The 22,380-nt window shown below is 65.9% G+C and carries 19 protein-coding genes and 1 tRNA gene; 7 read left to right on the forward strand and 13 right to left on the reverse strand.

The window, feature by feature from the left end:
* The first annotated feature begins 79 nt into the window (after window positions 1-79).
* Window positions 80-946, forward strand: coding sequence for a hypothetical protein (locus O6Y00_RS07790; protein WP_353442023.1), 867 nt, complete (start codon window positions 80-82; stop codon window positions 944-946).
* Here the strand turns inward: O6Y00_RS07790 and O6Y00_RS07795 are convergent.
* A complete protein-coding gene (locus O6Y00_RS07795; RefSeq protein ID WP_353442024.1) occupies window positions 862-2,094 on the reverse strand; it encodes a glycosyltransferase family 4 protein in 1,233 nt (410 codons plus the stop codon). The genes O6Y00_RS07790 and O6Y00_RS07795 overlap by 85 nt on opposite strands.
* Before the next feature lie 129 nt (window positions 2,095-2,223).
* On the opposite strand from O6Y00_RS07795, the gene O6Y00_RS07800 reads away from it, so the two are divergent.
* Both O6Y00_RS07800 and O6Y00_RS07805 read left to right on the forward strand, forming a co-directional pair.
* Entirely contained in the window at window positions 2,224-4,299 is a 2,076-nt protein-coding gene (locus tag O6Y00_RS07800; protein ID WP_353442025.1) for an HAD-IIB family hydrolase, read from the forward strand.
* A complete protein-coding gene (locus O6Y00_RS07805; protein WP_353442026.1) occupies window positions 4,296-5,165 on the forward strand; it encodes a glycosyltransferase family 2 protein in 870 nt (289 codons plus the stop codon). Before O6Y00_RS07800 ends, O6Y00_RS07805 begins: the two co-directional genes overlap by 4 nt.
* On the opposite strand, the gene O6Y00_RS07810 is transcribed toward O6Y00_RS07805, so the two are convergent.
* The 7 genes from O6Y00_RS07810 to O6Y00_RS07840 all read right to left on the reverse strand — a co-directional run bounded on the left by O6Y00_RS07810 (window position 5,158) and on the right by O6Y00_RS07840 (window position 12,211).
* Entirely contained in the window at window positions 5,158-6,264 is a 1,107-nt protein-coding gene (locus O6Y00_RS07810; RefSeq protein WP_353442027.1) for a glycosyltransferase, read from the reverse strand. The two genes, O6Y00_RS07805 and O6Y00_RS07810, sit on opposite strands and share 8 nt — an antisense overlap.
* Before the next feature lie 59 nt (window positions 6,265-6,323).
* The gene (locus tag O6Y00_RS07815) at window positions 6,324-7,112 is read right to left on the reverse strand and encodes a hypothetical protein (protein WP_353442028.1); all 789 of its coding nucleotides are present in this window, start codon (window positions 7,110-7,112) and stop codon (window positions 6,324-6,326) included.
* A gap of 69 nt (window positions 7,113-7,181) precedes the next feature.
* On the reverse strand, window positions 7,182-8,624 hold the full coding sequence (locus O6Y00_RS07820) for a mannitol dehydrogenase family protein (RefSeq protein WP_353442029.1): 1,443 nt from the start codon (window positions 8,622-8,624) through the stop codon (window positions 7,182-7,184).
* Window positions 8,621-10,108, reverse strand: coding sequence for a UxaA family hydrolase (locus O6Y00_RS07825; protein ID WP_353442030.1), 1,488 nt, complete (start codon window positions 10,106-10,108; stop codon window positions 8,621-8,623). The genes O6Y00_RS07820 and O6Y00_RS07825 overlap by 4 nt, the downstream gene beginning before the upstream one ends.
* A gap of 82 nt (window positions 10,109-10,190) precedes the next feature.
* Window positions 10,191-10,266, reverse strand: a tRNA-Ile gene (locus tag O6Y00_RS07830).
* A 120-nt stretch (window positions 10,267-10,386) separates the two neighbouring features.
* Window positions 10,387-10,653: a hypothetical protein gene (locus tag O6Y00_RS07835; protein ID WP_031393308.1), complete on the reverse strand. Its 267-nt coding sequence runs from the start codon at window positions 10,651-10,653 to the stop codon at window positions 10,387-10,389.
* A 154-nt stretch (window positions 10,654-10,807) separates the two neighbouring features.
* Window positions 10,808-12,211, reverse strand: a complete 1,404-nt coding sequence (locus O6Y00_RS07840; protein ID WP_353442031.1) for a M20/M25/M40 family metallo-hydrolase — start codon at window positions 12,209-12,211, stop codon at window positions 10,808-10,810.
* A 121-nt stretch (window positions 12,212-12,332) separates the two neighbouring features.
* On the opposite strand from O6Y00_RS07840, the gene ettA reads away from it, so the two are divergent.
* Together ettA and O6Y00_RS07850 are read left to right on the forward strand one after the other, a co-directional pair.
* Complete coding sequence (gene ettA, locus O6Y00_RS07845; protein ID WP_353442032.1) at window positions 12,333-14,012, forward strand: energy-dependent translational throttle protein EttA; 1,680 nt, start codon at window positions 12,333-12,335, stop codon at window positions 14,010-14,012.
* A 7-nt stretch (window positions 14,013-14,019) separates the two neighbouring features.
* Window positions 14,020-14,571 (forward strand): hypothetical protein, encoded by a 552-nt coding sequence (locus O6Y00_RS07850; RefSeq protein ID WP_353442033.1) that lies wholly within the window; start codon window positions 14,020-14,022, stop codon window positions 14,569-14,571.
* Here the strand turns inward: O6Y00_RS07850 and O6Y00_RS07855 are convergent, their stop codons facing one another.
* The gene (locus O6Y00_RS07855) at window positions 14,572-15,285 is read right to left on the reverse strand and encodes a Uma2 family endonuclease (RefSeq protein ID WP_353442034.1); all 714 of its coding nucleotides are present in this window, start codon (window positions 15,283-15,285) and stop codon (window positions 14,572-14,574) included.
* Between the two features lie 115 nt (window positions 15,286-15,400).
* Between O6Y00_RS07855 and O6Y00_RS07860 the strand changes: the two genes are divergently transcribed.
* Complete coding sequence (locus O6Y00_RS07860; protein WP_353442035.1) at window positions 15,401-16,594, forward strand: sensor histidine kinase; 1,194 nt, start codon at window positions 15,401-15,403, stop codon at window positions 16,592-16,594.
* Window positions 16,595-16,750: 156 nt separating this feature from the next.
* Here the strand turns inward: O6Y00_RS07860 and O6Y00_RS07865 are convergent, their stop codons facing one another.
* From O6Y00_RS07865 to O6Y00_RS07880, 4 genes are read right to left on the reverse strand one after another with little or no spacing between them, the layout of a single operon-like run.
* Window positions 16,751-17,482, reverse strand: coding sequence for an NTP transferase domain-containing protein (locus O6Y00_RS07865; protein ID WP_353442036.1), 732 nt, complete (start codon window positions 17,480-17,482; stop codon window positions 16,751-16,753).
* A 1-nt stretch (window position 17,483) separates the two neighbouring features.
* On the reverse strand, window positions 17,484-18,575 hold the full coding sequence (locus O6Y00_RS07870) for an inositol-3-phosphate synthase (protein ID WP_056050788.1): 1,092 nt from the start codon (window positions 18,573-18,575) through the stop codon (window positions 17,484-17,486).
* A gap of 15 nt (window positions 18,576-18,590) precedes the next feature.
* Complete coding sequence (locus O6Y00_RS07875; RefSeq protein WP_353442037.1) at window positions 18,591-19,448, reverse strand: CDP-alcohol phosphatidyltransferase family protein; 858 nt, start codon at window positions 19,446-19,448, stop codon at window positions 18,591-18,593.
* 54 nt (window positions 19,449-19,502) lie between these two features.
* The gene (locus tag O6Y00_RS07880) at window positions 19,503-21,596 is read right to left on the reverse strand and encodes an NAD(+) synthase (RefSeq protein ID WP_353442253.1); all 2,094 of its coding nucleotides are present in this window, start codon (window positions 21,594-21,596) and stop codon (window positions 19,503-19,505) included.
* Window positions 21,597-21,958: 362 nt separating this feature from the next.
* On the opposite strand from O6Y00_RS07880, the gene O6Y00_RS07885 reads away from it, so the two are divergent.
* A complete protein-coding gene (locus O6Y00_RS07885) occupies window positions 21,959-22,366 on the forward strand; it encodes a lysozyme inhibitor LprI family protein (RefSeq protein WP_353442038.1) in 408 nt (135 codons plus the stop codon).
* Window positions 22,367-22,380: the final 14 nt, after the last annotated feature.

Here is a 22,380-nt window from a genome sequence, read left to right on the forward strand (position 1 = left end):
GCAGCTGCGATGTTCGATCTGTGGAAACTGGGACTGGCTGAGGCGCGACGCCTGGGCGGAGTGCAGCCATTGTCGCCTGATGGTTCGCGACGTCGCCGATGTCGACGCTGTTGCCGAGCGGATCGTCGCGCGGCTCGAAACCGGTCTCGTCGATCTCGAACGCGACCCGGCAGCGGGGTGGATTATCGATCCAGCGGGTCTGCGTAACGCGGCGTGGCGGTTCGGCTACGAGGTGGAACCGATCGCGGTCGGTCCAGGCGAAGTCCGTTTCCCGCACGATTACCGTCCCGCGCGCGCGCGCTCCTTGCCCGCCGTTCCCAAACCGCACGCGGTCGGATTGGGCATCATGGCGCGTCCTGCCGATGCAGAGGCGATCGTGTCACTTACGACAGACCTGCGCGAAGTCTTCACGCGGATCGTCGTGCTGCTCGACGGCACGGTGGACGATGCGAGCGACCTGGCTGGGCGGATACCGTGGGTCGAGATCGCCCACCACCCGCTCGACGGTGATTTCGCCGGCCAGCGCAATCGACTCCAGGCCATGATGGGCACGCGCTGGGTTCTGCAGATCGATACCGATGAACTGCCCGATCCCGCGTTGCTGCAGGCGATCGGCTGGCTGGTCGCAGCGGCGGATCGCGACGGCTTGCGCTCGCTTGGGTTGCCACGCCGAAACATGGTCGACGGGGTCCAGTCGGCCTCCTACCCGGATATCCAGTACCGGCTCAATCGCGACGACATCCGCTTTGCCGGACGCGTGCATGAGCGCCCGGTCGTGCCGTTCGTCGAAAGCTCGCTCGCGCTGGCCGGTGCGCTGGTCCACCGCCTCGACGGCAAGCGAGTCCGCGAGCGAACCCGGATTTACGAGGCCATGTCGACCGGCGCAGGTCGCGTGGAGGACGAGGCGTTGTTGCTCGCACCGTTCGATCCCGTCGCGGTGCGATAGACAGCGAGCGTCTGGGTCGCGAGCGTCTCACGCGTGAACATGCCCGATGCCCGCCTGCTTGCCGCAGCGAATTGCGCGCGGAGCGTCGGGTCCTCGATCAGCCGCTGGACCTGCGTGGCCAGGTCGTCGCCGGTGCAGGTCTTGGCCAGTAATCCGGCCCCGCTCTCGCCGATGAACAGTCGCGCGCTCGGATCCTCCGCGCAGGCGACCACTGGGCGGCCGAACATCATCGCTTCCTGATAGACCAGCCCGAAGCTTTCGTAACGGGACGGCGCGACGATGACGTGCGCCGCCTCCATCAGGTCGTGCAACATCGCCTCGTCGACCCGGTGATGGCAGCGCAGCCGCGCGCGGGCGGAGGAGGGCAGGGCCTTCACATCGTCGGCATGGACACCGACGATCGTCAGGCGGAAATCGCGCATCCCGGCATCGGCCCGGCGCGAAAGGATCTTCAACGCCATGATCAGCGCGTCGAACCCCTTACGGTGCTCGTCGCGGCCGACGAACAGCAGTTCGACCGGATCACCCGTCGGATAGGCGGCGGCCTGACCACGTGCGACGATTTCGGGCGGCAGGCTGAGGCCGATCACCGCGTGCCGACTGTCCGCCGCAGGCGGCGCGACGCCGTACAGCGCGGCGATCTTTTCGCCGTGGATCTGCGTGTTCGAGATCAGCGCCTTGCTGCACCGTGCCGCCAGCTGCTCGGCCAGCATCGCCGCGCGCCGATCGAACCGGTCGCGCGCGCCGGTGGCCGTGGCCGCCGACGTCGCCGCCGGGGTGGAGTTGCGCGTCACCAGCGGCGCGGGGCCGGCAAGCGCGATGGCGAGACCGGGGGCATACCAGTTGGTCGCTTCGACGATATCGAACGGATCGCGCCGATGTTCGCGGATCACCGCGCGGCGGAAAGCGAGCGGCGCGACGAGATGACCGATCGCCGCCAGCTTGCGGATACGGTCGGCGAGCGATCCTTCGCGCAGGCCGCACCCGATCACGGAGACCCGGCCGTCGCGGCTGGTCTCGCGGCGATCCATCGTGAAGACGGTGACATCGTGTCCCGTATCGGCCAGCGATTGCGCAATTTCTCGGGCTGCGCGGGTAAGTCCGCTCTTTTCAGGGGGATACGCCCAGGTGAGCAGGGCGATCCTCATATCGCCCCGAACCTGTCCGCGGGGAACGTCATAACGTACGTTAATGTCGGAGTTTTATTGAGCATTTTGCCGGAACTCGGCAACCCCTCGGGCGGTTCCTTCGATGAATCACGGATGAACGGGGGAAGGGTGTTCGTATTACATATCGCGTTACAGGGATGCCTGCGCGGCACTGATGTCGAATACGGAATTACCGCCGATACCGGGGGGCATATCCGGTATCTGCTCGATCTGGTCGCAGCCAGCGGCCGTCACGCCGCCATCGATCGGATGGAGATCGTGACGCGCGCATTCCACCACGCGGTCTATGCGGAATGCTATGCCGAACCCATCGAAACGATCGATGGCACTACGCGGATCGTCCGCCTGCTGACGGACTCCGACGCCTATCTCGTCAAGGAAGACCTCTGGACCGAGCATGACAGCCTCGTCGAAGCGTTGGTCGCGCATATCGCCACGCTCGACCGAGCACCCGACGTGATGCACGCGCACTACGCCGACGCCGGCCTGATTGCCGCCCGCGTGTCCGCCCGTACCGGCATCCCCTATGTCTTCACCGCGCATTCGCTGGGGCGCGTGAAGCGTGCTGCCTTCGATCGCGATTGCGCCGAGACCGCGGGGCTCGATCGCCGGATCGCGATCGAAGAGGAAGCGATCGCCGGTGCCGCCGCGATCATCGCGTCGTCGCGCGACGAGGCCGAGGTGCAATATGCCGACTACGCCGCCTATGATCCCGGCCGGATCCGCGTCTTCGCGCCCGGCAGCGATCTCAAGCAGTTCGCCGATTGCCGAAGCGACCCGCGCGTCGACGCGCTGATAAACCGGTTCCTGGTCGACCCGGCCAAGCCCGTCATCCTGGCGATCGCACGGCCGGTGACCAAGAAGAACCTCGCCGCCCTGGTCCATGCCTATGGCCAGTCGCCGGCACTGCAGGCGGCGGCAAACCTCGTGATCCTTGCCGGTACGCGCGACGATATCGCGACGCTCGAACCCGAAATCCGCGATAATCTTGCCGAACTACTGCTCCTGATCGATCGATACGACCTGTACGGGAAAGTGGCCTATCCCAAGCACCACCGGCCCGACGACGTTGCCGCAATCTATGCCCATGCGCGCAACCGGCGCGGCATCTTCGTCAACCCAGCGCTCAACGAACCGTTCGGGCTTACCCTGCTCGAGGCCGCGGCCAGCGGCTTGCCGGTGGTCGCCACCGACAGTGGTGGACCCAACGATATCGTCGAGACGTGCGGCAACGGCATCCTCGTCGATCCGCGCTCTGGCTCGGCGATCACCGATGCGATCGTAAAGATCCTGTCGGACGACGCCTTGTGGTCGCGGTATTCGGCTGCCGGGTCGGTTGCGATCCGCGCCTATGACTGGGATCGCCACGTACAGCTTTATGCCGGACTGCTCGGCGAGGTTATCGCCGCACGCGCCCCGGTCGAGCGCAAACCCGATCTGTTGCTGGTGTCGGATATCGACGGGACGCTGATCGGTTGCGCGGACGGGGTCGAGGATTTCGCGGCGTGGCACGAGGCGCAGTCCGACGTCGCCTTCGCCATCGCCACTGGCCGGAGCTTCCATAGCGCGATGGCGGTACTCGGCCAGCATGACGCGCCGCAGCCGGAAATCCTGATCACCTCGGTCGGCTCCGAAATCTATTACCGGGCGATGCGCGGCGCGGTGTACGACCGCGATACCGAATGGGACGGAATCATCGCCGCCGGCTGGGACCGCGAGGCGGTCGCCGAGTTGATCGGGCGATATGCCGGACTGACCCCGCAAAGCCCGTTGGAGCAGCGCCGTTTTAAGCTCAGCTATTTCGCCGACGGCGACATGGCGGCGGCGGAACGCGTCCGTGCGTTGCTGGCGGAGCACGGCCACAGCTGCTCGATCATCCAGAGCCATGGCCGCTATCTCGATATCCTGCCGCACGCGGCCTCGAAAGGCACCGCGGTCGAGCATGTCCGCCGCCGGCTCGGGCTCGATCCACGACAGGTGATCGTCGCCGGGGACAGCGGCAACGATATCGAGATGCTGCGTTCGGCGCGCCACGCGATCATCGTCGGCAATTATTCGGATGGGCTCGGCACGCGTCCCGATCTTGCGCATGGCTATGTCACTGTCGGGCATCATGCACGCGGCGTGATCGAAGGCGTCAGCTATTTCCGTGCGGCTAACGACGGGATCAAGCGGGCCTCGTGAGCGTCGCGAACACCGTCAGCGTTCTGACCCTGGTGCGCGGGCGCCGCGCGCATCTGGTGAACCTGATCGCGGGATTGAACGCGGCCACTCGCAAACCCGACGAACTCGTCATCGCCTATATGCAGGCGGAACCGCACCTAGATTTGCCCGAGACCAACTTCCCCATCCGCGCGGTATTCGTCGAGGGCGATGCCATGCCGCTGGCGGCGGCGCGTAACCGCGCGGCGCACGAAGCGACCGGCGATCAACTGATCTTCCTCGACGTGGATTGCATACCGTCCCCCACATTGGTCGAACGCTATGCGGAAACCGCGGAATGGCCGGGCGGTATCCGGCTGGGCGATGTGCTGTATCTGCCCGAGGGTGCGCTCGACGGCGGCGTCGACTTCGACCGGCTCGACCGGATCGGCGTCCGGCATCCCGCCAAGCCGCCGATCGCACTAGACGAAATTCGGCCGACACCGACCCACGGCGAACTCTGGGGACTGTCGTTCGCGATCGCCGCCAAGGACTGGGCGCGGGCAGGGGGCATGGACGAACGCTATGTCGGCTATGGCGCAGAGGAAACCGACTTCGCCGCGCGGCTGGAGCGTGCAGACGTAGCGATGTGGTGGGTCGGCGGCGCACGGGCCTATCACCAGCATCACATCGTTCACACGCCGCCCTATCAGCATTTCGACGCGATCCTCCGCAACGCCCGGCTGTTCCGCCAGGCCTGGGGGCGGTGGTGCATGGACTATTGGCTCGGACAGTTCGCGGACCGCGGGCTGATCGCGTGGGACGATGCTGCGATCACCGTGTTGCGGCATCCGACCGTCGACGACATCGCCGGCTCGCGGATGCCGCCCGAAACGCTCTTCAGCTGAGCGCCGGCGCCCACAGCGAGGTCGCCAGCCCCTCAAGATAGTCGGCCGCTACCTTGGCCGCGTCGTCGTCGTACAGGTCGGCAAGTGCCGCCGGGCCGAGCGCCTTGGCCGCATCGAGGATCCCGCGCCAAGGTGCCAGCGCGCCGGGCCATGCCGGCAGCGCGACCGCGGCGCCGAGTTCCGCCAGCCGTTCGGCCTTGCGCGTCTGCTCGCCGAAATACCGCCACTCGGGGGCGCAGACGTAGGGCCGCCCGACGCGGGCGATCTCGTGCACCGTGTTGTCCCCCGCCGAGGCGATGACGACGTCGGCGGCGGCGATATGATCGGTCACCCCCGGCACCCAGCCGAGTTCGACGAGATTGCCGAAATCGGTTTCGTGACCCTCGCGGTGGACCGGCCCGAGTACCAGCCACAGTGCGTCCGGCACCGCCCGCGCGGCCATCGTCAGCGGCGCATAGGGGGTGCCCGCGCCACCGCCGCCGGTGAGCACGACGATGATCTCCTGGTCCGGATCGAGCCCCAGTTTCGCGCGGGCGTCCGCCTTCGAGAGGATCGGATCCAGTGTGGTGCAGAGGCCGCCGGCATAGCACGTCCTCGCGCGCACCCAGTCTGGCGTATCGTCCTGTTCGAGTGCCTCTCCAAACGGGGCGAGCAAGCCTACACTGGCTTGATACGCTCCCAGATGGCCGGGATCGAGCCGGTCGCCGTGCATCCGGATGCTGATCGCGGGGACGCTGGCGATCCGCGCGAGCAACGCGATCTCGGCGGAGACGTCGACCACGAACAGCGCCGGATCGACGTCGTCGAGATGGTCGACGATCGTCCGCATCGTCGCCCGCGTCTTCGCCACGCCGAGCGGGACGCAGTGCATCACCTCGGGAGTCGCCTGCGCGAATAGTCCGGGAGTCGGCACCGGCGCCCCGATCATGTCGGGCAGGGCGGCGATCGTGATCGGCCGCTCGAACCCGTCGAACAAAGACGGTTTAGCGGTGAGGATGGTTACCGCGCGCTCGGCGGGAAGCTCGCGGATGATCGCCATCGCCCGATTGGCGTGGCCGCGGCCCTGATGATGGATGAAGAAGGTGATCGGCTTGGACATACCGATCCTACTACCGCGCGCGCGCTCGAAACGCGATGGACGTCGATCAGTATCGGGGATCAGTGCGCATGCCCGTATCGCGCCGGCAATCCGAACGCCGCCTCGACGTCGGGATCGAGCCACGCTGCGATGTGGTCGGCGTCGTCGGCTGCAAGCGGCGGGTAGGGGGTCGGTACATAGGGCGCATGGCCCTGGCCCTTGTAGCTGGTGATGGGCACGAACGGGGCGCGGCTCTCAATCCCGGTCGCGTGGGCGAGCGCCGCGATAAACGCAGCCGGATCGCGCGCGAACGCGTCGTAGCCGAGCAGCGCCACATTGTGCGCGCGATCGGTCAGCGACGACCAGTGCCGCAGCTTGGCGGTGCGCTTGGCGATGCAGTTGGCAAAGCGCGCGCCGGTTTCGGGATCGCGCTCGTGCAGCATCTCGTCGCCGTGCATCGGATGCCCGGGTTCGATATGCCCGAAATGATCGTCCCAATAGCTGTGCCAGTCGCTGCGAATGAACGCGTCGAACGGCTTGGCCTTGAGATCGGGGTGCGCGTGCCAGGGCTGGCGATGCAGGCTGCGCGCCCAGTCGAACGCGTCGCGCGCGACGACCAGCACCAGCGTATCCTTCACGAACAGCGTCTGCGGCGGCACGAACCAGTGCTTGAACCCGAACGCCTCGGTAATCGTCACCGACGGCAGGTTCGCCTCGATCGCCCGCGTGACGAGATTGGTGCCGCTGCACCGCTGGCCGTAGATCTGCACGCGGGTGATCGGCACGTCGCCGCGTTTGAGAATTCGCAACCCGGTGACGGGGTTGAGCCAGTTCAACGACTTGCGCGGCGGTGTGGGCATGATCGACATCGCGCCGGCGGCTAGCGTGATGCAGCCGATCGCACAATATCGGCCCGAGATTTTACCGGCCCTCGGCTGTCACAGCATCGCCCAATCGCCGCCTACGATACGCTCGGCTGCCACCGCCACCGCCGCGGACGCTTCGGGATCCGCACGGATTTCCGGGGGAACGCCCAACCCCGCGGCGATCAGCTTCGCGACCACCTCGGACGGGGTTCCCTCGCGCGCTGCCGCGCTCAGCGCCGTGCCGGCGGGGTCGACGATCGGTATGCCGGCGCGTGACCGCTGGATGACGAACGCTACCCAGGCACCGAACGCGGTCACGACACCGGTCGGCATCCGGCCGGCACGCCGGTTGGCGATCAGCGTGTCGCCGAGCCGGTAGGGCAGTTTCTGCGACCCGTCGCCCGCGATCTGGTCGAGCCGGTGGAGGATGACGGGATTGCGGAACCGCTGCAGCACCGCGGCGCGATAGGCGTCGAGATCGAACCCGGCGAAGCGCGGCAGCATCGGCATGATATCGTCGCGGATCATCGCATCGACAAATTGTGCCAGCGCCGGGTCGCGCATCGCGTCCGCCACGCTCGCCGAACCGCGCAGCAGGCCGATATAGGCGAGCGTCGAATGCGCGCCGTTGAGGATGCGCAGCTTGGCCTTTTCGTAACTGCCGACATCGCTGGTGACGGTCGCGCCGGCCGCGGCCAGATCGGGACCGAGCGGCACGCAGATATCCTCGATCACCCACTGCGCGAACGATTCGCGCTGGACGGCGGCGCGGTCTTCGACGCCGAGCGTTGCCGCGACGTCTGCATAGAGCGCCGCGTCCGAAGCCGGGGTGATCGAATCCACCATCGTCGAGGGCACGCGGACTTCGCCCGCGATCCAGTCGCCAAGCCCCGCGTCGCGCGCGCGCGCGAAGGCAACGAGCGCGGCGTGGAGCTTGGCGCCGTTGGCGGCCAGATTGTCGCACGGCATCGGCACGAACGGTGCGGTCCCTGCGTCCCGGCGCGCGGCAAGCCCGCTGACGAGCCAGCCGATCAGGCTGCGCGGCGTGGCATCCGCCGCGTTCGAGGCCGCGAGATCGGCGACAATATCGGCATGCGCCATGTCGAGGACCCCGTCGCTACCAAGACAATAGCCCTTTTCCGTGACCGTCGAGGTCACCAGTCGAACCGCAGGATCGCGCAGTAGCGCATGCGTCTCCGCAGCATCATCGGGGCCGAGGAAGCGCCGATGTGCGCCGATCACCCGATCCGACGACTCCGTGTCGCGGATGGCCAGCGTGTAGAGCCCGTCCTGCTCGGCAAGTGCGGCGACCGTGGCCTTGCTGCGCATCGAGACGGCAGCGATTCCCCAGCGCGGATCGTCTGCGAGCAGCGAATCGATATAGGCGGCCTGATGCGCACGGTGGAACGCACCGGGGCCGAAATGGACGATACCGATGCCGGGCCGTGGCCGGCCGCGCGGGCTGGGAATGCCGGCGGGCAGCCGATCGAGCGTCGCGTCGTTCAGGCGTGTCAAAGCGTCACCCCATTTTTCCAGATGGCGATCTCGCGCTCGCCGTTGCGCTCGGCAGCGGTCTCCTCGCCCGACGCGATCGCGCAGATCCGGTCGAGCAGGGCGGATTCGGCGACCGCAAAGCCCTGATCGAGCACCTGTCCCGCATCGAAATCGATCCAGCCGGGCTTGCGCTGCGCCAGGTCGGTGTTCGAAGCGATCTTGATCGTCGGCACTGGAAAGCCGAGCGGCGTACCGCGTCCGGTGGTGAACAGGATCACCGTCGCCCCCGCCGCGGCCAGCGCGGTCGACGACACCGCATCGTTGCCGGGCGCCTCGAGCAGCGTCAGCCCGTCCATCCGTGCGCGAGCGGCATAGGGAATGACGTCGACGATCGGCGATCGGCCCGCCTTCTGTACCGCACCGAGCGACTTTTCCTCCAGCGTCGTGATCCCGCCCGCGACGTTGCCGGGGGAGGGGTTCTCCGACACCGGCTCGCCGTGATCGATGAAATATTGCTTGAACCCGTTCACCACGCCGACGATCGCCTCGAACACGGTTCGGTCCGCGGCGCGGTTCATCAGCGTCTGTTCGGCGCCGAAGATCTCGGGAATTTCGGTGAACACCACGCGCCCTCCCGCGCCGACCACGGTGTCGCTCATCCGGCCGACCAGCGGGTTCGCGGTCAGTCCGGACAGTCCGTCCGACCCGCCGCATTTGACCCCCAGCACCAGCCGCTCGATCCCGACATCCTGCCGGTCGCAAGCGGCTAGCTCCGCCAGTTCCTCGACGAGCGCGATGCCTTCCTCGACCTCGTCGGCGCTCAACTGCGCCGTCAGCGTGCGGATCATCGGCTGTCGCCAGGCCGGGATCGCTTCGATCAGCGCCTTGACCTGATTCTCCTCGCAGCCGAGCCCAACGATCAGCACGCCGCCCGCGTTCGGATGGCAGGCGAGGCTGGCGAGAATCTGGCGCGTGCCGTCGAGATCGTGGCCGAGCTGCGAACAGCCATGGGGGTGGCCGAATGCGTGGACGCCGTCGATCCTGCCGGTCAGCCGAGCGCCAGCCTTTGCGGCGATCCGTTCGGCGGTGCGCGCGACGCAACCGACGGTCGGTAGGATCCAGATCTCGTTACGCGTTCCGACCCGCCCGTCGCCGCGGACGAAACCCTTGAAGGTCGGCGTCGTCGCCGCGGTGGCGTCGTCGGCCGTTCGGGTCGGGTCCGGATCGAATCGATAGTCGAGCGTGCCGGCAAGGCCGGTCGACAGGTTGTCGCTATGGACGCGATCGCCGCCGGCAACGGCGCGCGTCGTCCGGCCGATCGAATAGCCGTATTTGGTTACGGCCGACCCGGCGGGGATGTGGTCCAGTGCGACCTTGTGGCCGCGCGGGACGTCCTGCGTCAGCGTGACGTGCGTGCCATCCATCGCGATGACGTCGCCGGCATATCCGTCGCGCAACATCGTCGCGACGCTGTCCCCGGCACGCACTATCACTGCATCAATCATGAGCGCCCTCTACCGTCCGCGCCGTTGACGGGCGGATCACCTGCGTACCTACTAGGTCGCGGTTCCGTGCGTACACGAAAATTGGTGGGCCCGGCAGGAATCGAACCCGCAACCTAGCCGTTATGAGCGGCCAGCTCTAACCGTTGAGCTACAGGCCCCACCGGCGCCTGCGTTAGCGCAAGCATTTCGAAAGCAAAAGGCACAAAGAAAAAGGGCGCTCCCGAAGGAACGCCCTTTCCGACACTAAATCCTATCCGGCGCGAACGCCCGATGGAATATTAGTTCATGTTGTCGGTCTTCTCGTCGGCAGCGTCACGGACGTTGTCGGCAGCTGCGTTCATGTTGTCGGCAGCGTTCTCGAGCACGTCGGTAGCGACTGCGTTCGAGGTGTTGTCCGCCATCGCGTCCATGTTGTCAGCCTGCATTTCCATGTTGTCAGCCAGCATGTCCGCGTTGTTCTCAACGGCGGCGGCTTCTGGCGACTTGCTGCAGGCTGCGACGGACATCAGGCCGGCGGCAGCAGCGATCAGAACGATCTTCTTCATTCGAATGCTCCCAAGCATAGTTTCACTCGCGGCCGACCCGATTGCCGTCGCGAAGTCACGTCAAATAGCGGCCCCCGGCGGGCGGTCAATCCGCTAAATTCATCTGTCCGCAAGGTTTGCGGCAGAACGATGACAGATTGGTTCATGCAATTCGTCACTTCTGGGGCACGATTGACCCGATTTCCTCGGGCGCATTGGCCAGTGTCGCAATCACCGTCGTCCAGGCCGCGACGTTCTGACGGAGCTGTTCGGGGTCGATCAGATCCAGCGTGTCTTCGGGCGTGTGGTGGTAGTCGAAGTAGCGCAGGCCCGACTGGTTGAGATCGATTCCGGCGATCCCGGTGGCGATCACCGGACCGACATCGGTGCCGCCATGGGGGGCATCGGCGCCGCGAACGATCCCGAGCGGGGCGAGCGCGACGGCCAGGCGATCCTCGATGGGCTTGGCGGCGTCGGGCAGGCTGCTCTCGAACCGCCAGACGCGATCGGCGCCGAAATCCGATTCGGCGGCGGTCGCGTGACGTTCGCCGGCATGCGCCTTGGCGTAGGCGGCTCCGCCAAAGCCGCCGCTCTCCTCGTCGCCGAACCAGACGACGCGGATGGTGCGGCGTGGGCGCTGGCCGCCGTCCATGACGATCTTGGCAGCCGCCGCGGTGATCGCGATGCCCGCGCCGTCATCGATCGCGCCGGTGCCGAGATCCCAGCTGTCCAGATGGCCGCCGACCAGGACGATCCCCGCCTTGGGGTCGGTGCCGGGGACTTCGGCGACGACGTTGCCCGATTCGCGCATGCCGACCTGCTTGTCTTCGAGCACCAGTTTCAGCGTCACGGGCTTGCCGAGCTTCACGAGCCGCTCGACATGCTCAGCGTCCGCGACCGACAGCGCGGCGGCGGGGATCGGCGTCACGCCCGCGTCGAAATTGGTGTTGCCCGCGTGCGGCCCGCGGCCGTGATCGGTGCCGATCGACCGGATCACGATCGCCGCGGCACCCTTCTTTGCGGCGACGTTCGGTCCGACGAAGCGCGCGGTGCCTTGCGATCCATAGCTCGATCCGTCCTGGGTCGGCTGCATCGCGTTCGACACGAAGGCGATCTTGCCTTTCAGGCTGCCGTCGGCGGCGAGCGCCAAGTCGTTATACGTCGGGAAATACACGATTGGCAGGGTCAGCCCGCCCGGCGGTGTCGCGCCCGAATTGCCGAGGCCGACCAGATGCAGCGTCTGCGCATAGGGTGCGATCAGCTCACCACTCTCCGTGCCGCGCGACCAGACCGGCAGCTGGTATGGCTCGACCCGCACGTTCTTGAACCCCAGCGCCTTCAGCTTGGCGACCGACCAGGCGCGCGCCCGAGGCGCCGCCTCGGTTCCCGTCATCCGCGGGCCGACCTCGGTCGTGATCCCCTCGACGATCTTGTACGCGGTGTCGTCGGTCAGCGCCTTGTCGCGCAGCGCGGCGACCTTTGCGTCGACTGCGGTCGCCGGGGCGGCGGTACGCTGCGCCACGACGGGAACGGCGGTGATGACGGCACAGGCCGCCAGAAATGGTGCGATACGCGTCATCGGCTATTCCCCTTGGTGTCGACCCACCGTTAGGTCGGAGCGCGCGCGTTGCCAACCTTCGCGCCTGCCCTTACATGCGCAGATCAATCCCGCCCTCACGAACACCCGAACGGAGACCCCCGTGGCCGGCCAATACGCCTATGTCATGAAGGACATGACGAAGACCTTCCCCGGCGCGCCCAAGCCGGTGCTGTCGAACATCAACCTGCAATTCTATCATGGCGCCAAGATCGGCATCGTCGGCCCCAACGGTGCGGGCAAGTCGACGCTGATCAAGATCATGGCCGGCATCGACAAGGACTATACCGGCGAGGCATGGCCGGGCGAGAACGTCACGGTCGGCTATCTGGAGCAGGAGCCGCAGCTCGACGCCTCGAAGACCGTGCTGGAGAACGTCAAGGACGGCGCGCGCGGCGTTGCGGACATGGTCGACCGCTTCAACGCGATCTCCGCGGAGATGGGCGATCCCCAGGACGACACCGATTTCGACGCGCTGCTCGAAGAGATGGGCACGCTCCAGGAAAAGATCGACGCGATCGACGGCTGGACGCTCGACAACCAGCTCGAGGTCGCGATGGAGGCGCTGCGTTGCCCGCCGGGCGACTGGCCGGTCGACAAGCTGTCGGGTGGTGAGAAGCGCCGCGTCGCGCTGACCCGCCTGCTGATCCAGAAGCCGGGGATCCTGCTGCTCGACGAGCCCACCAACCATCTCGACGCCGAAAGCGTCCAGTGGCTGGAGAACCACCTGAAGGATTATGCCGGCGCGGTGCTGATGATCACCCATGACCGCTATTTCCTCGATAACGTCGTTGGCTGGGTCCTGGAGCTCGATCGTGGCAAGTATTTCCCGTACGAGGGCAATTACTCCACCTATCTCGAGAAGAAGGCCAAGCGTCTCGAGCAGGAGGATCGCGAGGAATCCGGTCGTCAGACCGCGATCAAGAACGAGCTCGAATGGATTCGCCAAGGTGCCAAGGCGCGGCAGACCAAGTCCAAGGCGCGTATCGCCAACTTCGAACGCCTCGTCTCCGCACAGGAGAACCGCTCGCCGGGCAAGGCGCAGATCGTCATCCAGGTGCCCGAGCGTCTCGGCGGCAAGGTCATCGAGCTCGACAACGTCTCCAAGGCTTACGGCGACAAGCTGTTGTTCGAGAACCTCTCGTTCACGCTGCCCGCGGGCGGCATCGTCGGCGTCATCGGTCCCAACGGCGCCGGCAAGTCGACGCTGTTCAAGCTGATCACCGGGCAGGAGACACCGGACAGCGGCACGATCGACAAGGGATCGACCGTGCGGCTCGGCTATGTCGACCAGAGCCGCGACCATCTCGACGACAAGAAGAACGTCTGGGAGGAGATTTCCGACGGTCTCGATTCGATGAAGGTCAACGGGTTCGACCAGTCGACGCGCGCCTATGTCGGGGCGTTCAACTTCAAGGGCCAGGACCAGCAGAAGAACGTCGGCAAGCTGTCGGGCGGCGAGCGCAACCGCGTCAACATCGCCAAGATGTTGAAGCGCGGCGGCAACGTGCTGCTACTCGACGAACCGACCAACGATCTCGATGTCGAGACCCTGGGCGCGCTCGAGGAAGCGATCGAGAACTTCGCCGGGTGCGCGGTGGTGATCAGCCATGACCGCTTCTTCCTCGATCGTCTCGCCACGCACATCCTGGCGTTCGAGGGCAACAGCCATGTCGAATGGTTCGAAGGCAATTTCGAATCCTACGAAGAGGACAAGCGCCGCCGTCTGGGCGATGCGGCGGATCGTCCGACCGCGCTGTCCTACAAGAAGCTGACGCGCTGATCATGGCGTGCTGAGAGGCCTCGACGAGGAACTGGCGGCTCACAAATACTCGCATGTCGAGCGTGAGCGGCGGTTCCTCGTCGATCCTCTGAAGCGGCCATCGCTGGACGGTTGCCGGTCGATCCTGATCGAGGATCTCTACATCACGGACACCCGGTGTCGGCTGCGGCGAATGACCGACAGCGTCGGCGGGCGTGTGGTGCTCAAGCTGTCGAAGAAATACGACGTCCCCGATCCGCTCGCGCGGCCGCTGGTGACGACGTATCTGACGCCGGAGGAATACGCGCTGTTCGCGGCGTTGCCGGGGCACTGGCTCCGCAAGCGGCGGCATGCGGTTTCGAGCGGGTCGGCCGAGTTCGGCATCGATTCGTTCGAAGGGGCGCTCGCCGGGCTCGAGCTAGCCGAGATAGAGCAGCCCGACGCCGCGTCGCTGGCGGCCGTGCATCCACCCGAATGGGCTCGGTCCGAGGTCACGTATGATCCGGACTTTCAGGGCGGCACGTTGGCGTTGCTCGATCGATCGCGTGCCGAACCCTTCGTCAGGCAAGCGATGCGATAATCAAAGCGCGGCCGTGAGTATCATCAGCCCTGGTATTGTGGTCGACTTCATCCCCGCGTCGAACGAAACATCGCGCGACTGGGTAAAGCGATCACCGACAGGCATCCACATCTGGTGGACCAGCTTCGCCCCGACATCGGCCACCCAATATTCCGGAATGCTGGCCTGCGCATAAATACGTGCTTTCTCGCGGAGGTCGAACGCCAGCGTGTTCGCCGATACCTCGCAGATCAGAGCGATCGACGCGCCCGGTATTGGGCCCTCTCCACGCGGTTCGCGAGTCAGCATGATATCCGGCTGCGGCTCGTCGAACGAAGACAGCGCCGCGGATTGCTCGGTCGCCACGTCGAGCGACGATCCCAGCGCTTCCAAGGCGCGTCGCAATCGATAGGCGATCTCGTCCTTCACGAAGCCGTGCGGACGATATTGCGGACTCATCGCGTAGATCGCGCCATCGAGCAGCTCCGTTTTGCCATGATTTTGCAAAGATCCCGCGTCTGCGAGCAGCCGATATGCGTGACCGTCGAGCCTGACCGGCTCTGACCCGTCATATTCCGGCTCATCGTCATCCTGAAGTCGGACGCCCGACAATTCACCGTCGAGAAGCTCGACTTTGCCATAGCCGGTAAAGCTGCCCGCCCGCTTTAGCAGGACGAAATCATCGACCGTCAGCGGAACGGGGTCGCGATGCAGGATGGGCGCATGGACGTTCACGCCCACCTTGTATCACGGCCGATCGTCGCACCCAACGGCCGTCATGCGAGCGCCATGTTGATCCTTTCGCGAAGGTCGGTAGGAGAGGCGCTTGGTATCGACGAACGGAGTATGCGTGGCAGTCATCGAAACTTCCCCGGGCGGTGACGCGCCTGCCGGTGCGGGCGAGCTTGAGTATCGCCTGCGTCAGCAATCGATCCTGGCCGATTTCGGGATCGAGGCTCTGCGCGCGCGGGACTTGCAGCCGATGTTGCAGCGCGCGACCGAGCTGTGCGGCGAGGGGATGCGCTCGAAATACTGCAAGTTCCTCGAATATCGCCCCGAGCAGGATACGCTGCTGGTGCGCGCCGGCATCGGCTGGGAGGTGGGCGTGGTCGGGTCGACCGAGATGCGGACCGACCTTGGCTCGCCCGCGGGGTTTGCCCTGGAGACAGGGCAGCCGGTGATCTCGAACCATCTCGAGAACGAGCAGCGCTTCCGTACGCCCGAATTCATGGCGCGCCACAACATCCGGCGTGCGATCAACGTATTGGTGGAGACATCGGGCAAGCGCTTCGGCGTGCTCGAGGTCGACAGCCCGGACGAAGGCAAGTTCGAGCCAGCCGACTTCGCGTTTATGCAGGGGTTTGCCAACCTTATCGGCGTGGCGATCGAGCGGCAGCAGGCGGAGCAGCGGCTGAGCGAGGCGATGGAGCATCAGGAGTTGCTCACGCGCGAGGCCAGCCACCGGGTGAAGAACAGCCTCGCTTTGGTGTCGGCGATGCTCAACCTCCAGATGCAGGAGGACGACGATCCGCGGATCCGGCGGCTGCTCGGCGATGCGCAGGCACGGATCACGGCGATCGCGCAGACGCACGACCAGTTGTGGCGGGGCGATCAGGTGGGGATCGTCGCGCTCAACGATCTGGTTTGCGGGATTGCGACAGGGCTGGGCGAGCAGTCGCACAACCACCGGATCGAATGCGATATCGAGGCGATCCTGATCAGCGCGGACGTCGCGATTCCGATGGGCTTGCTGGTTACCGAGCTGGTCACCAACGCGATCAAATATGCGTATGGCGACGATGGCGGCGTGATTTGGGTCACGGTGCGGAGCGCGGACGGGCGGATCGTGCTGACGGTGTCGGACGAGGGCGGCGGGTTGCCAGCGGACTTCGACCTGAAGACCGCGTCGCGGAAAAGCCTCGGGATGCGGATGATCGGCAGCCTCGCGCGGCAGTTGCGTGGGGCGGTGACGATCGAGAATGCGGCGGTCGGGACATGCGCGACGCTGGACGTGCCCGATCCGAGGGTTGAGGAAGCGGAGTAGGTTTGCCGATAGTGGGAATGCGATCCTCCCCCGCCAGGGGGAGGTGGATCGCGTAGCGAGACGGAGGGGGAGGAACGTGCAGCGGACGTTGCGTATCCTCCCCCTCCGTCACCTTCGGCGCCACCTCCCCCTGGCGGGGGAGGATCGCGAAAAAAGCTAGGCCGCGACCGCGTCGGCTTTAGTCGCCATCCATGCTTCGGCTTTCGCCAGCGCGGGGGCGTCGTCGACGTCGATCCAGTCGATGTCGCTGCAATCGACGATCCGGGCGAGACCTTGCGCGGCCAGCAGGCGTACGCCCTCGGTAAGCGAAGGGCTGGCTAGCGTGGCCAACGCGTCCGACAGCGCAGGGCCGATCGCGAAGACGCCGGTGTCGTAGCAGTCGTGCGGTTCGAGGCCCTTGCCGATCGCGACGATGCGGTCGCCTTCGGTGGCGACGCAGGTGACGTCCTCGGGGTCGACCCAGTCATGACCGAGCCGTCGGTCGATGCCGAGGCGCAGACCGCCGCCAGCGCCGGCCTTCGCCATGCGCGCGTAGAGTTCGGGGCTGACGAGGTGGTCGCACATCGCGAGGATCGCGTCGCTGCCCGCCAGCGCATCGCGCGCTGCCAGTACCGAAACGCCGTTGGGTTCGCGGTGGTCCGCAAGAACCGTCTCGACCTTCAGCGGCCAGCGACGGCTACCGAGATACGCTTCGATCGCCTCACGTCCGTAACTCACCGTCACGATCGCCCGCATGAAACCAGCCTCGGCCAGCCCCTCAAGCGCGTGTGCGATCAACGGCCGCCCCGCGACCGCGCAGAGCGGCTTGTACGGGGCGGAGGTGCGAAGGCGGCTGCCTTCCCCGGCGGCGAGGATGATCGCCGTTTTAATCCGGGGTGTCTCGATCATGTCAGGCGGCCTTGATGAACCGCTCGACTTCGATCTGCGCAAGATCGTCGGTCATCTGCGTGCGCGGGTGCTTGCAGAAATACGCCGAGGCGGGATCGATCACGCCGGCGATGCCGCGATCCTTGGCGATCTTGGCACAGCGGATCATGTCGATCGCGACGCCTGCTGAGTTGGGGCTGTCCTCGACCGAGAGACGCAGCTCGATGTTCATCGGCACGCCGCCGAACAGCTGGCCTTCCATGCGCAGGAAGCAGACCTTGTTGTCGTTCTGCCAAGGCACATAATCGGACGGACCGATATGGACGTTGTCGTCGTCCATGCGCTCGGCCGCGACCGACTGGACCGCTTCGGTCTTCGAGATCTTCTTCGACTCAAGACGGCGATGGTTCGACATGTTGAGGAAGTCGGTGTTGCCGCCAGTGTTGAGCTGGTACGTACGATCCAGCTTCACGCCGCGCTTGGCGAACAGGTCGGTCAGCACGCGGTGGACGATCGTCGCGCCGAGCTGCGCCTTGATGTCGTCGCCGATAATCGCGACGCCGGCGTCTTCGAACTTCTTCGCCCAGACCGGGTTCGATGCGATGAAGACGGGGATGTTGTTGACGAACGCCACGCCAGCCTCGATCGCGCATTCGGCGTAGAATTCGGTCGCTTCCTGCGAACCGACCGGCAGGTAGTTCATCAGCACGTCGGCGCCCGATGCCTTCAGTTCGGCGATGACCTCTTCACGCGTCGGCTCGGCGGCGTCGGAGACGAGGAACGTACGGTCGTCCTTGAAGTCGGCCATGTGGTCGGCGACGCCGTCCAGCTTCTTGCCCATCTTCACGATCGTGCCGGTGTTGCCGACGTTGGGTGCGAACACCGCGGTGCAGTTCGGCTTGGCGAAGATCGCCTCGGCGACGTCCTTGCCGACTTTCCGACGATCAACGTCCCAGGCCGCGACGACCTTGATGTCGCTCGGCTTGTAGCCGCCCATGTCGAAATGCATCAGGCCGACCTGGTCGTTGGCGCCCTCGCGATAATGCTCGAGACCTTGCACGAGCGAGCTCGCGCAGTTGCCGATGCCGACCACGGCGATCCGAATGCTGTTCATTACTAACCCTGTTCCTTACGAAAGATGCATGCGCGACGCGGTCTTTGGTCGCGGCGTTGTGCTATGGACGAAAGCCCGCTCGACACGACGGTGCCAGACGAGCCCGACGATGGCGACGAGCGTCAGAGGGACGATCTCGAACCACCAGAAGATGCGTGGGTTGCCCGCGAAGCAGGCGACGAAGATCGCCCATACTCGCACATTCGCGGTAAGCAAGGCCATGAAACGCAATGGCGCGACGGCGCGTGCTCCATAACTGGCGCCGAGTGCGACCGGATCGCTCGCCTGGCCGAGCGTGCGTTCGAACGGCATCGCGATCCGATCGATGCTGCTCGCGACCCCGTCGTAGAAGCGGACGAGCGCGTTGCCGGTCGGCACGGGGGGGGCTTCGAGCGCCACGCCCCTGATGCGACGATGGAAGCGCGAACGCTCGCCTTCGTACATGTTCGACTGCACCGCATGCGCGCCACCGGCGGCAAAGGCGAGGATCCAGCCCTCGGGCGTGTCGATCGTCAGCGCGAGCGAGACGTAGATCAGCGCGAACACGCCGTGATCGCACAGCCCGTCGAGCATCCGGCCAAGCGGGCTCGCGGTCTTGGTCGCGCGCGCGACCATGCCGTCGAGTCCGTCGGCGACCAGCCAGCCGATCGACAGCACGAGACCGACCAGCGCCAGCGCCCAATTACCCCATTGGGTATAGGCGAGCGCGGCTGCTCCACCGAGGCAAAGCCCAGACACCGACACCGAATTGGCGGAAATCCCACGCGCCAGCGCAAGCGGAAGCAATGCGCGACCCGCCGGGTGAATCAGCCAAAGGTTAGATGGGATCTCGATCCGGCGATCGCGCGATCCATCCGGTGGAGCCACTGTCATAGGATTTTCATAATGCGCCGCGCGGGCGGTTTATGCAAGGTAGCGCGGCTAACCCTATGGAACGCTTGACCGCAATTCTTCGATCCAGGTCGTCGCGATCCCGTCCGACGGCGCCCGCCAATCCCCGCGCGGCGACAGCGCGCCGCCCGCCGAGACCTTCGGCCCGTTGGGCATCGCCGACCGTTTGAACTGGCTGGTCGTGAAGAAGCGGAACAGGAATTTCTCCAGCCAATGGCGGATCGTCGGCAGGTCGTAGGCGACGCGCGCATCGGCGGGCAGATCCTCCGGCCATGCGCCGACGCTTGAATCGCGCCACGCATGCCAGGCAAGGAATGCGATCTTCGAGGGGGCTAAGCCGTGACGGATCACGTAGTGCGCGAAAAAGTCGTTCAGCGCATACGGGCCGATCATCGACTCGGTGCTCTGCAACGCGCCGTCCGCATCCGCCGGCACGAGCTCGGGCGAAATCTCCTGCGCGAGGATGGTCGAGAGGATCGCGTCGGTCGCCGCGTCATACTGGTCGGTGCGGATACACCAGCGGATCAGGAACTGGATCAGCGTCTTGGGCACGCCGCTATTGACGGCATAATGGCTCATCTGGTCGCCGACGCCGTAGGTGCACCAGCCAAGCGCCAGCTCGCTGAGATCGCCGGTGCCGAGCACGATCCCGCGGCGCTGGTTGGCGAGGCGGAAGAGGTAGTCGGTGCGCAGACCTGCCTGCACGTTCTCGAAGGTGATGTCGTAGACCGGTTCGCCATCGCTGAAGGGGTGGCCGATATCCTCCAACATGCGTGTGGCGGCGGGGCGGATGTCGATCTCCTCGGCGGTGATGCCGAGCGCGCGCATCAGCGCCCACGCGTTCGCCTTGGTGCCTTCGCCGGTCGCGAAGCCGGGCATGGTGAAGCCAAGGATCGCGCTGCGGGGACGGCCGAGGCGGTCCATCGCCTTCGCCGCGACGATCAATGCGTGCGTCGAGTCGAGCCCGCCCGATACGCCGATTACGATCGTCTCGGCGTGCGCGGCGACGAGGCGCTTCGACAGCGCCTCGACCTGGATGTTGAATGCCTCGTAGCAATCGTCGTCGCGTCGCGCCGGGTCGTTGGGCACGAACGGGAACCGGCGGATCGCGCGTTGCAGACTGTCCGATCCTCCCCCGCCAGGGGGAGGATCGTTGGCTTGAACGTCGATTTCGGCTTCACAAATCGCGACATGATCGAACGCGACCCTGCGGAAGCGTGTCTCAGGATTGCCCGCGAACACCACCGCGTCGTTGAACGTGCCGTTGCGCAGGCGCTCCTGGGCAATGCGCTCGCAGTCGATGTCGGCGATCACCAGTTCCGGCTCGGTCGAGAACCGCTTCGACTCCGCGATCTGCTCGCCGAGTTCGTGGATCAGCCCTTGGCCGTCCCACGCGACTTCGGTCGTGCTCTCGCCGGGCCCCGCGGCGGAATAGACGTACGCGCAGACCGCGCGTGCCGACTGCGACGCCGCCAGCATCGCCCGCTCGCGTGCCTTGCCGATGACGATGTTCGACGCGGACAGGTTGCAGCAGATCAACGCGCCGGCCAGCGCGCCAGCGGTCGAGGGCGGGGTAGGCGCCCAGTAATCCTCGCAGATCTCGGCGTGGAAGACGAAACCGGGCAGGTCGTCCGCACCGAAGATCAGGTCGGTCCCGAACGGCACCTCCTCGCCGCCGAGGTCGATCGTCAGCCCGGTCAGGCCGGCGCCGCTCGCGAACCAGCGCTTCTCGTAGAATTCGCGATAGTTGGGCAGGAACGTCTTTGGCACGACACCGAGGATCTTGCCCCGAGCGATCGCCAACGCGCAGTTGTAAAGCCGTCCGTTTCGCACCAGCGCCGCGCCGACCAGCAACACCGGGCGCAGTTCCGTGCTGGCCGCTACCACAGTCGCGATCGCCGCCAGCGTCGCGCGCTGCTGCGCGGTCTGCAGGTGCAGATCGTCGATCGCGTAGGAGCTGAGGTTCAGTTCCGGGAACACCACTAGGTCGACGCCCTTGGCATCCGCCTCGTGCGCCAGCGCGATCGCCGCGGCCGCATTGGCGCTGGTATCCCCCACCGATGCCCGCGGAGTCGCGGCGGCAACCCGGATCAACCCGTGACGATGGATGGCGTAGAATGGATGCGTCATCCCGCACCGATAAACGCCAAGCGCCGGTCGCGCCACCGGCTTGCCGCTTGGATGCGTCAACCATTCTCCATGCCCGCAAGCGCCTTATACCGAATAGCACGTGGACTGCTCGGACATGATCGCATCGACCCACAAGCCTGGCAGGACGAGAGAAATGTCGTTCACCGTCCCGTAATATGGCGGTTTCTAGCCTCCGTCACAGATACAGGGGAGGTCATGGTGCCAGCGTCCGGCTTTATTGCGCGTTGCCTATCCGGTCGGCGTGTGGATCGCCGGGCTCTACGAGCCGCCCGCCGCAGCCACGATCCTCTCGGCGTTGCTTGCCAGCGACGACGCATCAACCGACGGATGGGAGACCAGTCATGAAGACGGCAAGCCTGATGTTCACGGCCTTTTTGTTCGCACTGCCGATGGGTGCCTCGGCACAAGGCTGGACCCCGGCGCAGGAGAAGCGCCTGAGCCGAACCTACGACCAGTGCGGCGATGCATCGGGAGGCAACATGCCGGCGATGTTCGCCTGCGCCGACGTCGAACTCGACAAGCAGGACGCGAAACTGAACCAGGCGTACCGCATGGTCATGACAAGGTTGCCCGCGGCGCGCCGATCCGCCCTGCGCGCCAGCCAGCGCAAATGGATTCCGGCGCGCGACGCGACCTGCCAGCGCGCGTGGGACGATGCGGGCGGCGGCCAGGCCTCCGAACTCGAACAGCGGTCATGCCTGCTGCACGAGACGATCGTCCGGACGATGTGGCTGGAGCGCTATCGCTGATCCCGATCTGTCAG

The organism is Sphingomonas faeni (assembly GCF_040407565.1).
Taxonomy (GTDB): Bacteria; Pseudomonadota; Alphaproteobacteria; order Sphingomonadales; family Sphingomonadaceae; genus Sphingomonas; species Sphingomonas faeni_F.

Coding starts and splice junctions, on each gene's coding strand:
- O6Y00_RS07790 (WP_353442023.1), top strand. CDS start 80: ATGGTTCGCGACGTCGCCGATGTCGACGCTGTTGCCGAGCGGATCGTC.
- O6Y00_RS07795 (WP_353442024.1), bottom strand. CDS start 2,094: ATGAGGATCGCCCTGCTCACCTGGGCGTATCCCCCTGAAAAGAGCGGA.
- O6Y00_RS07810 (WP_353442027.1), bottom strand. CDS start 6,264: ATGTCCAAGCCGATCACCTTCTTCATCCATCATCAGGGCCGCGGCCAC.
- O6Y00_RS07815 (WP_353442028.1), bottom strand. CDS start 7,112: ATGTCGATCATGCCCACACCGCCGCGCAAGTCGTTGAACTGGCTCAAC.
- O6Y00_RS07825 (WP_353442030.1), bottom strand. CDS start 10,108: ATGATTGATGCAGTGATAGTGCGTGCCGGGGACAGCGTCGCGACGATG.
- O6Y00_RS07835 (WP_031393308.1), bottom strand. CDS start 10,653: ATGAAGAAGATCGTTCTGATCGCTGCTGCCGCCGGCCTGATGTCCGTC.
- O6Y00_RS07840 (WP_353442031.1), bottom strand. CDS start 12,211: ATGACGCGTATCGCACCATTTCTGGCGGCCTGTGCCGTCATCACCGCC.
- O6Y00_RS07865 (WP_353442036.1), bottom strand. CDS start 17,482: ATGATCGAGACACCCCGGATTAAAACGGCGATCATCCTCGCCGCCGGG.
- O6Y00_RS07870 (WP_056050788.1), bottom strand. CDS start 18,575: ATGAACAGCATTCGGATCGCCGTGGTCGGCATCGGCAACTGCGCGAGC.
- O6Y00_RS07875 (WP_353442037.1), bottom strand. CDS start 19,448: ATGACAGTGGCTCCACCGGATGGATCGCGCGATCGCCGGATCGAGATC.
- O6Y00_RS07880 (WP_353442253.1), bottom strand. CDS start 21,596: ATGACGCATCCATTCTACGCCATCCATCGTCACGGGTTGATCCGGGTT.
- O6Y00_RS07885 (WP_353442038.1), top strand. CDS start 21,959: ATGAAGACGGCAAGCCTGATGTTCACGGCCTTTTTGTTCGCACTGCCG.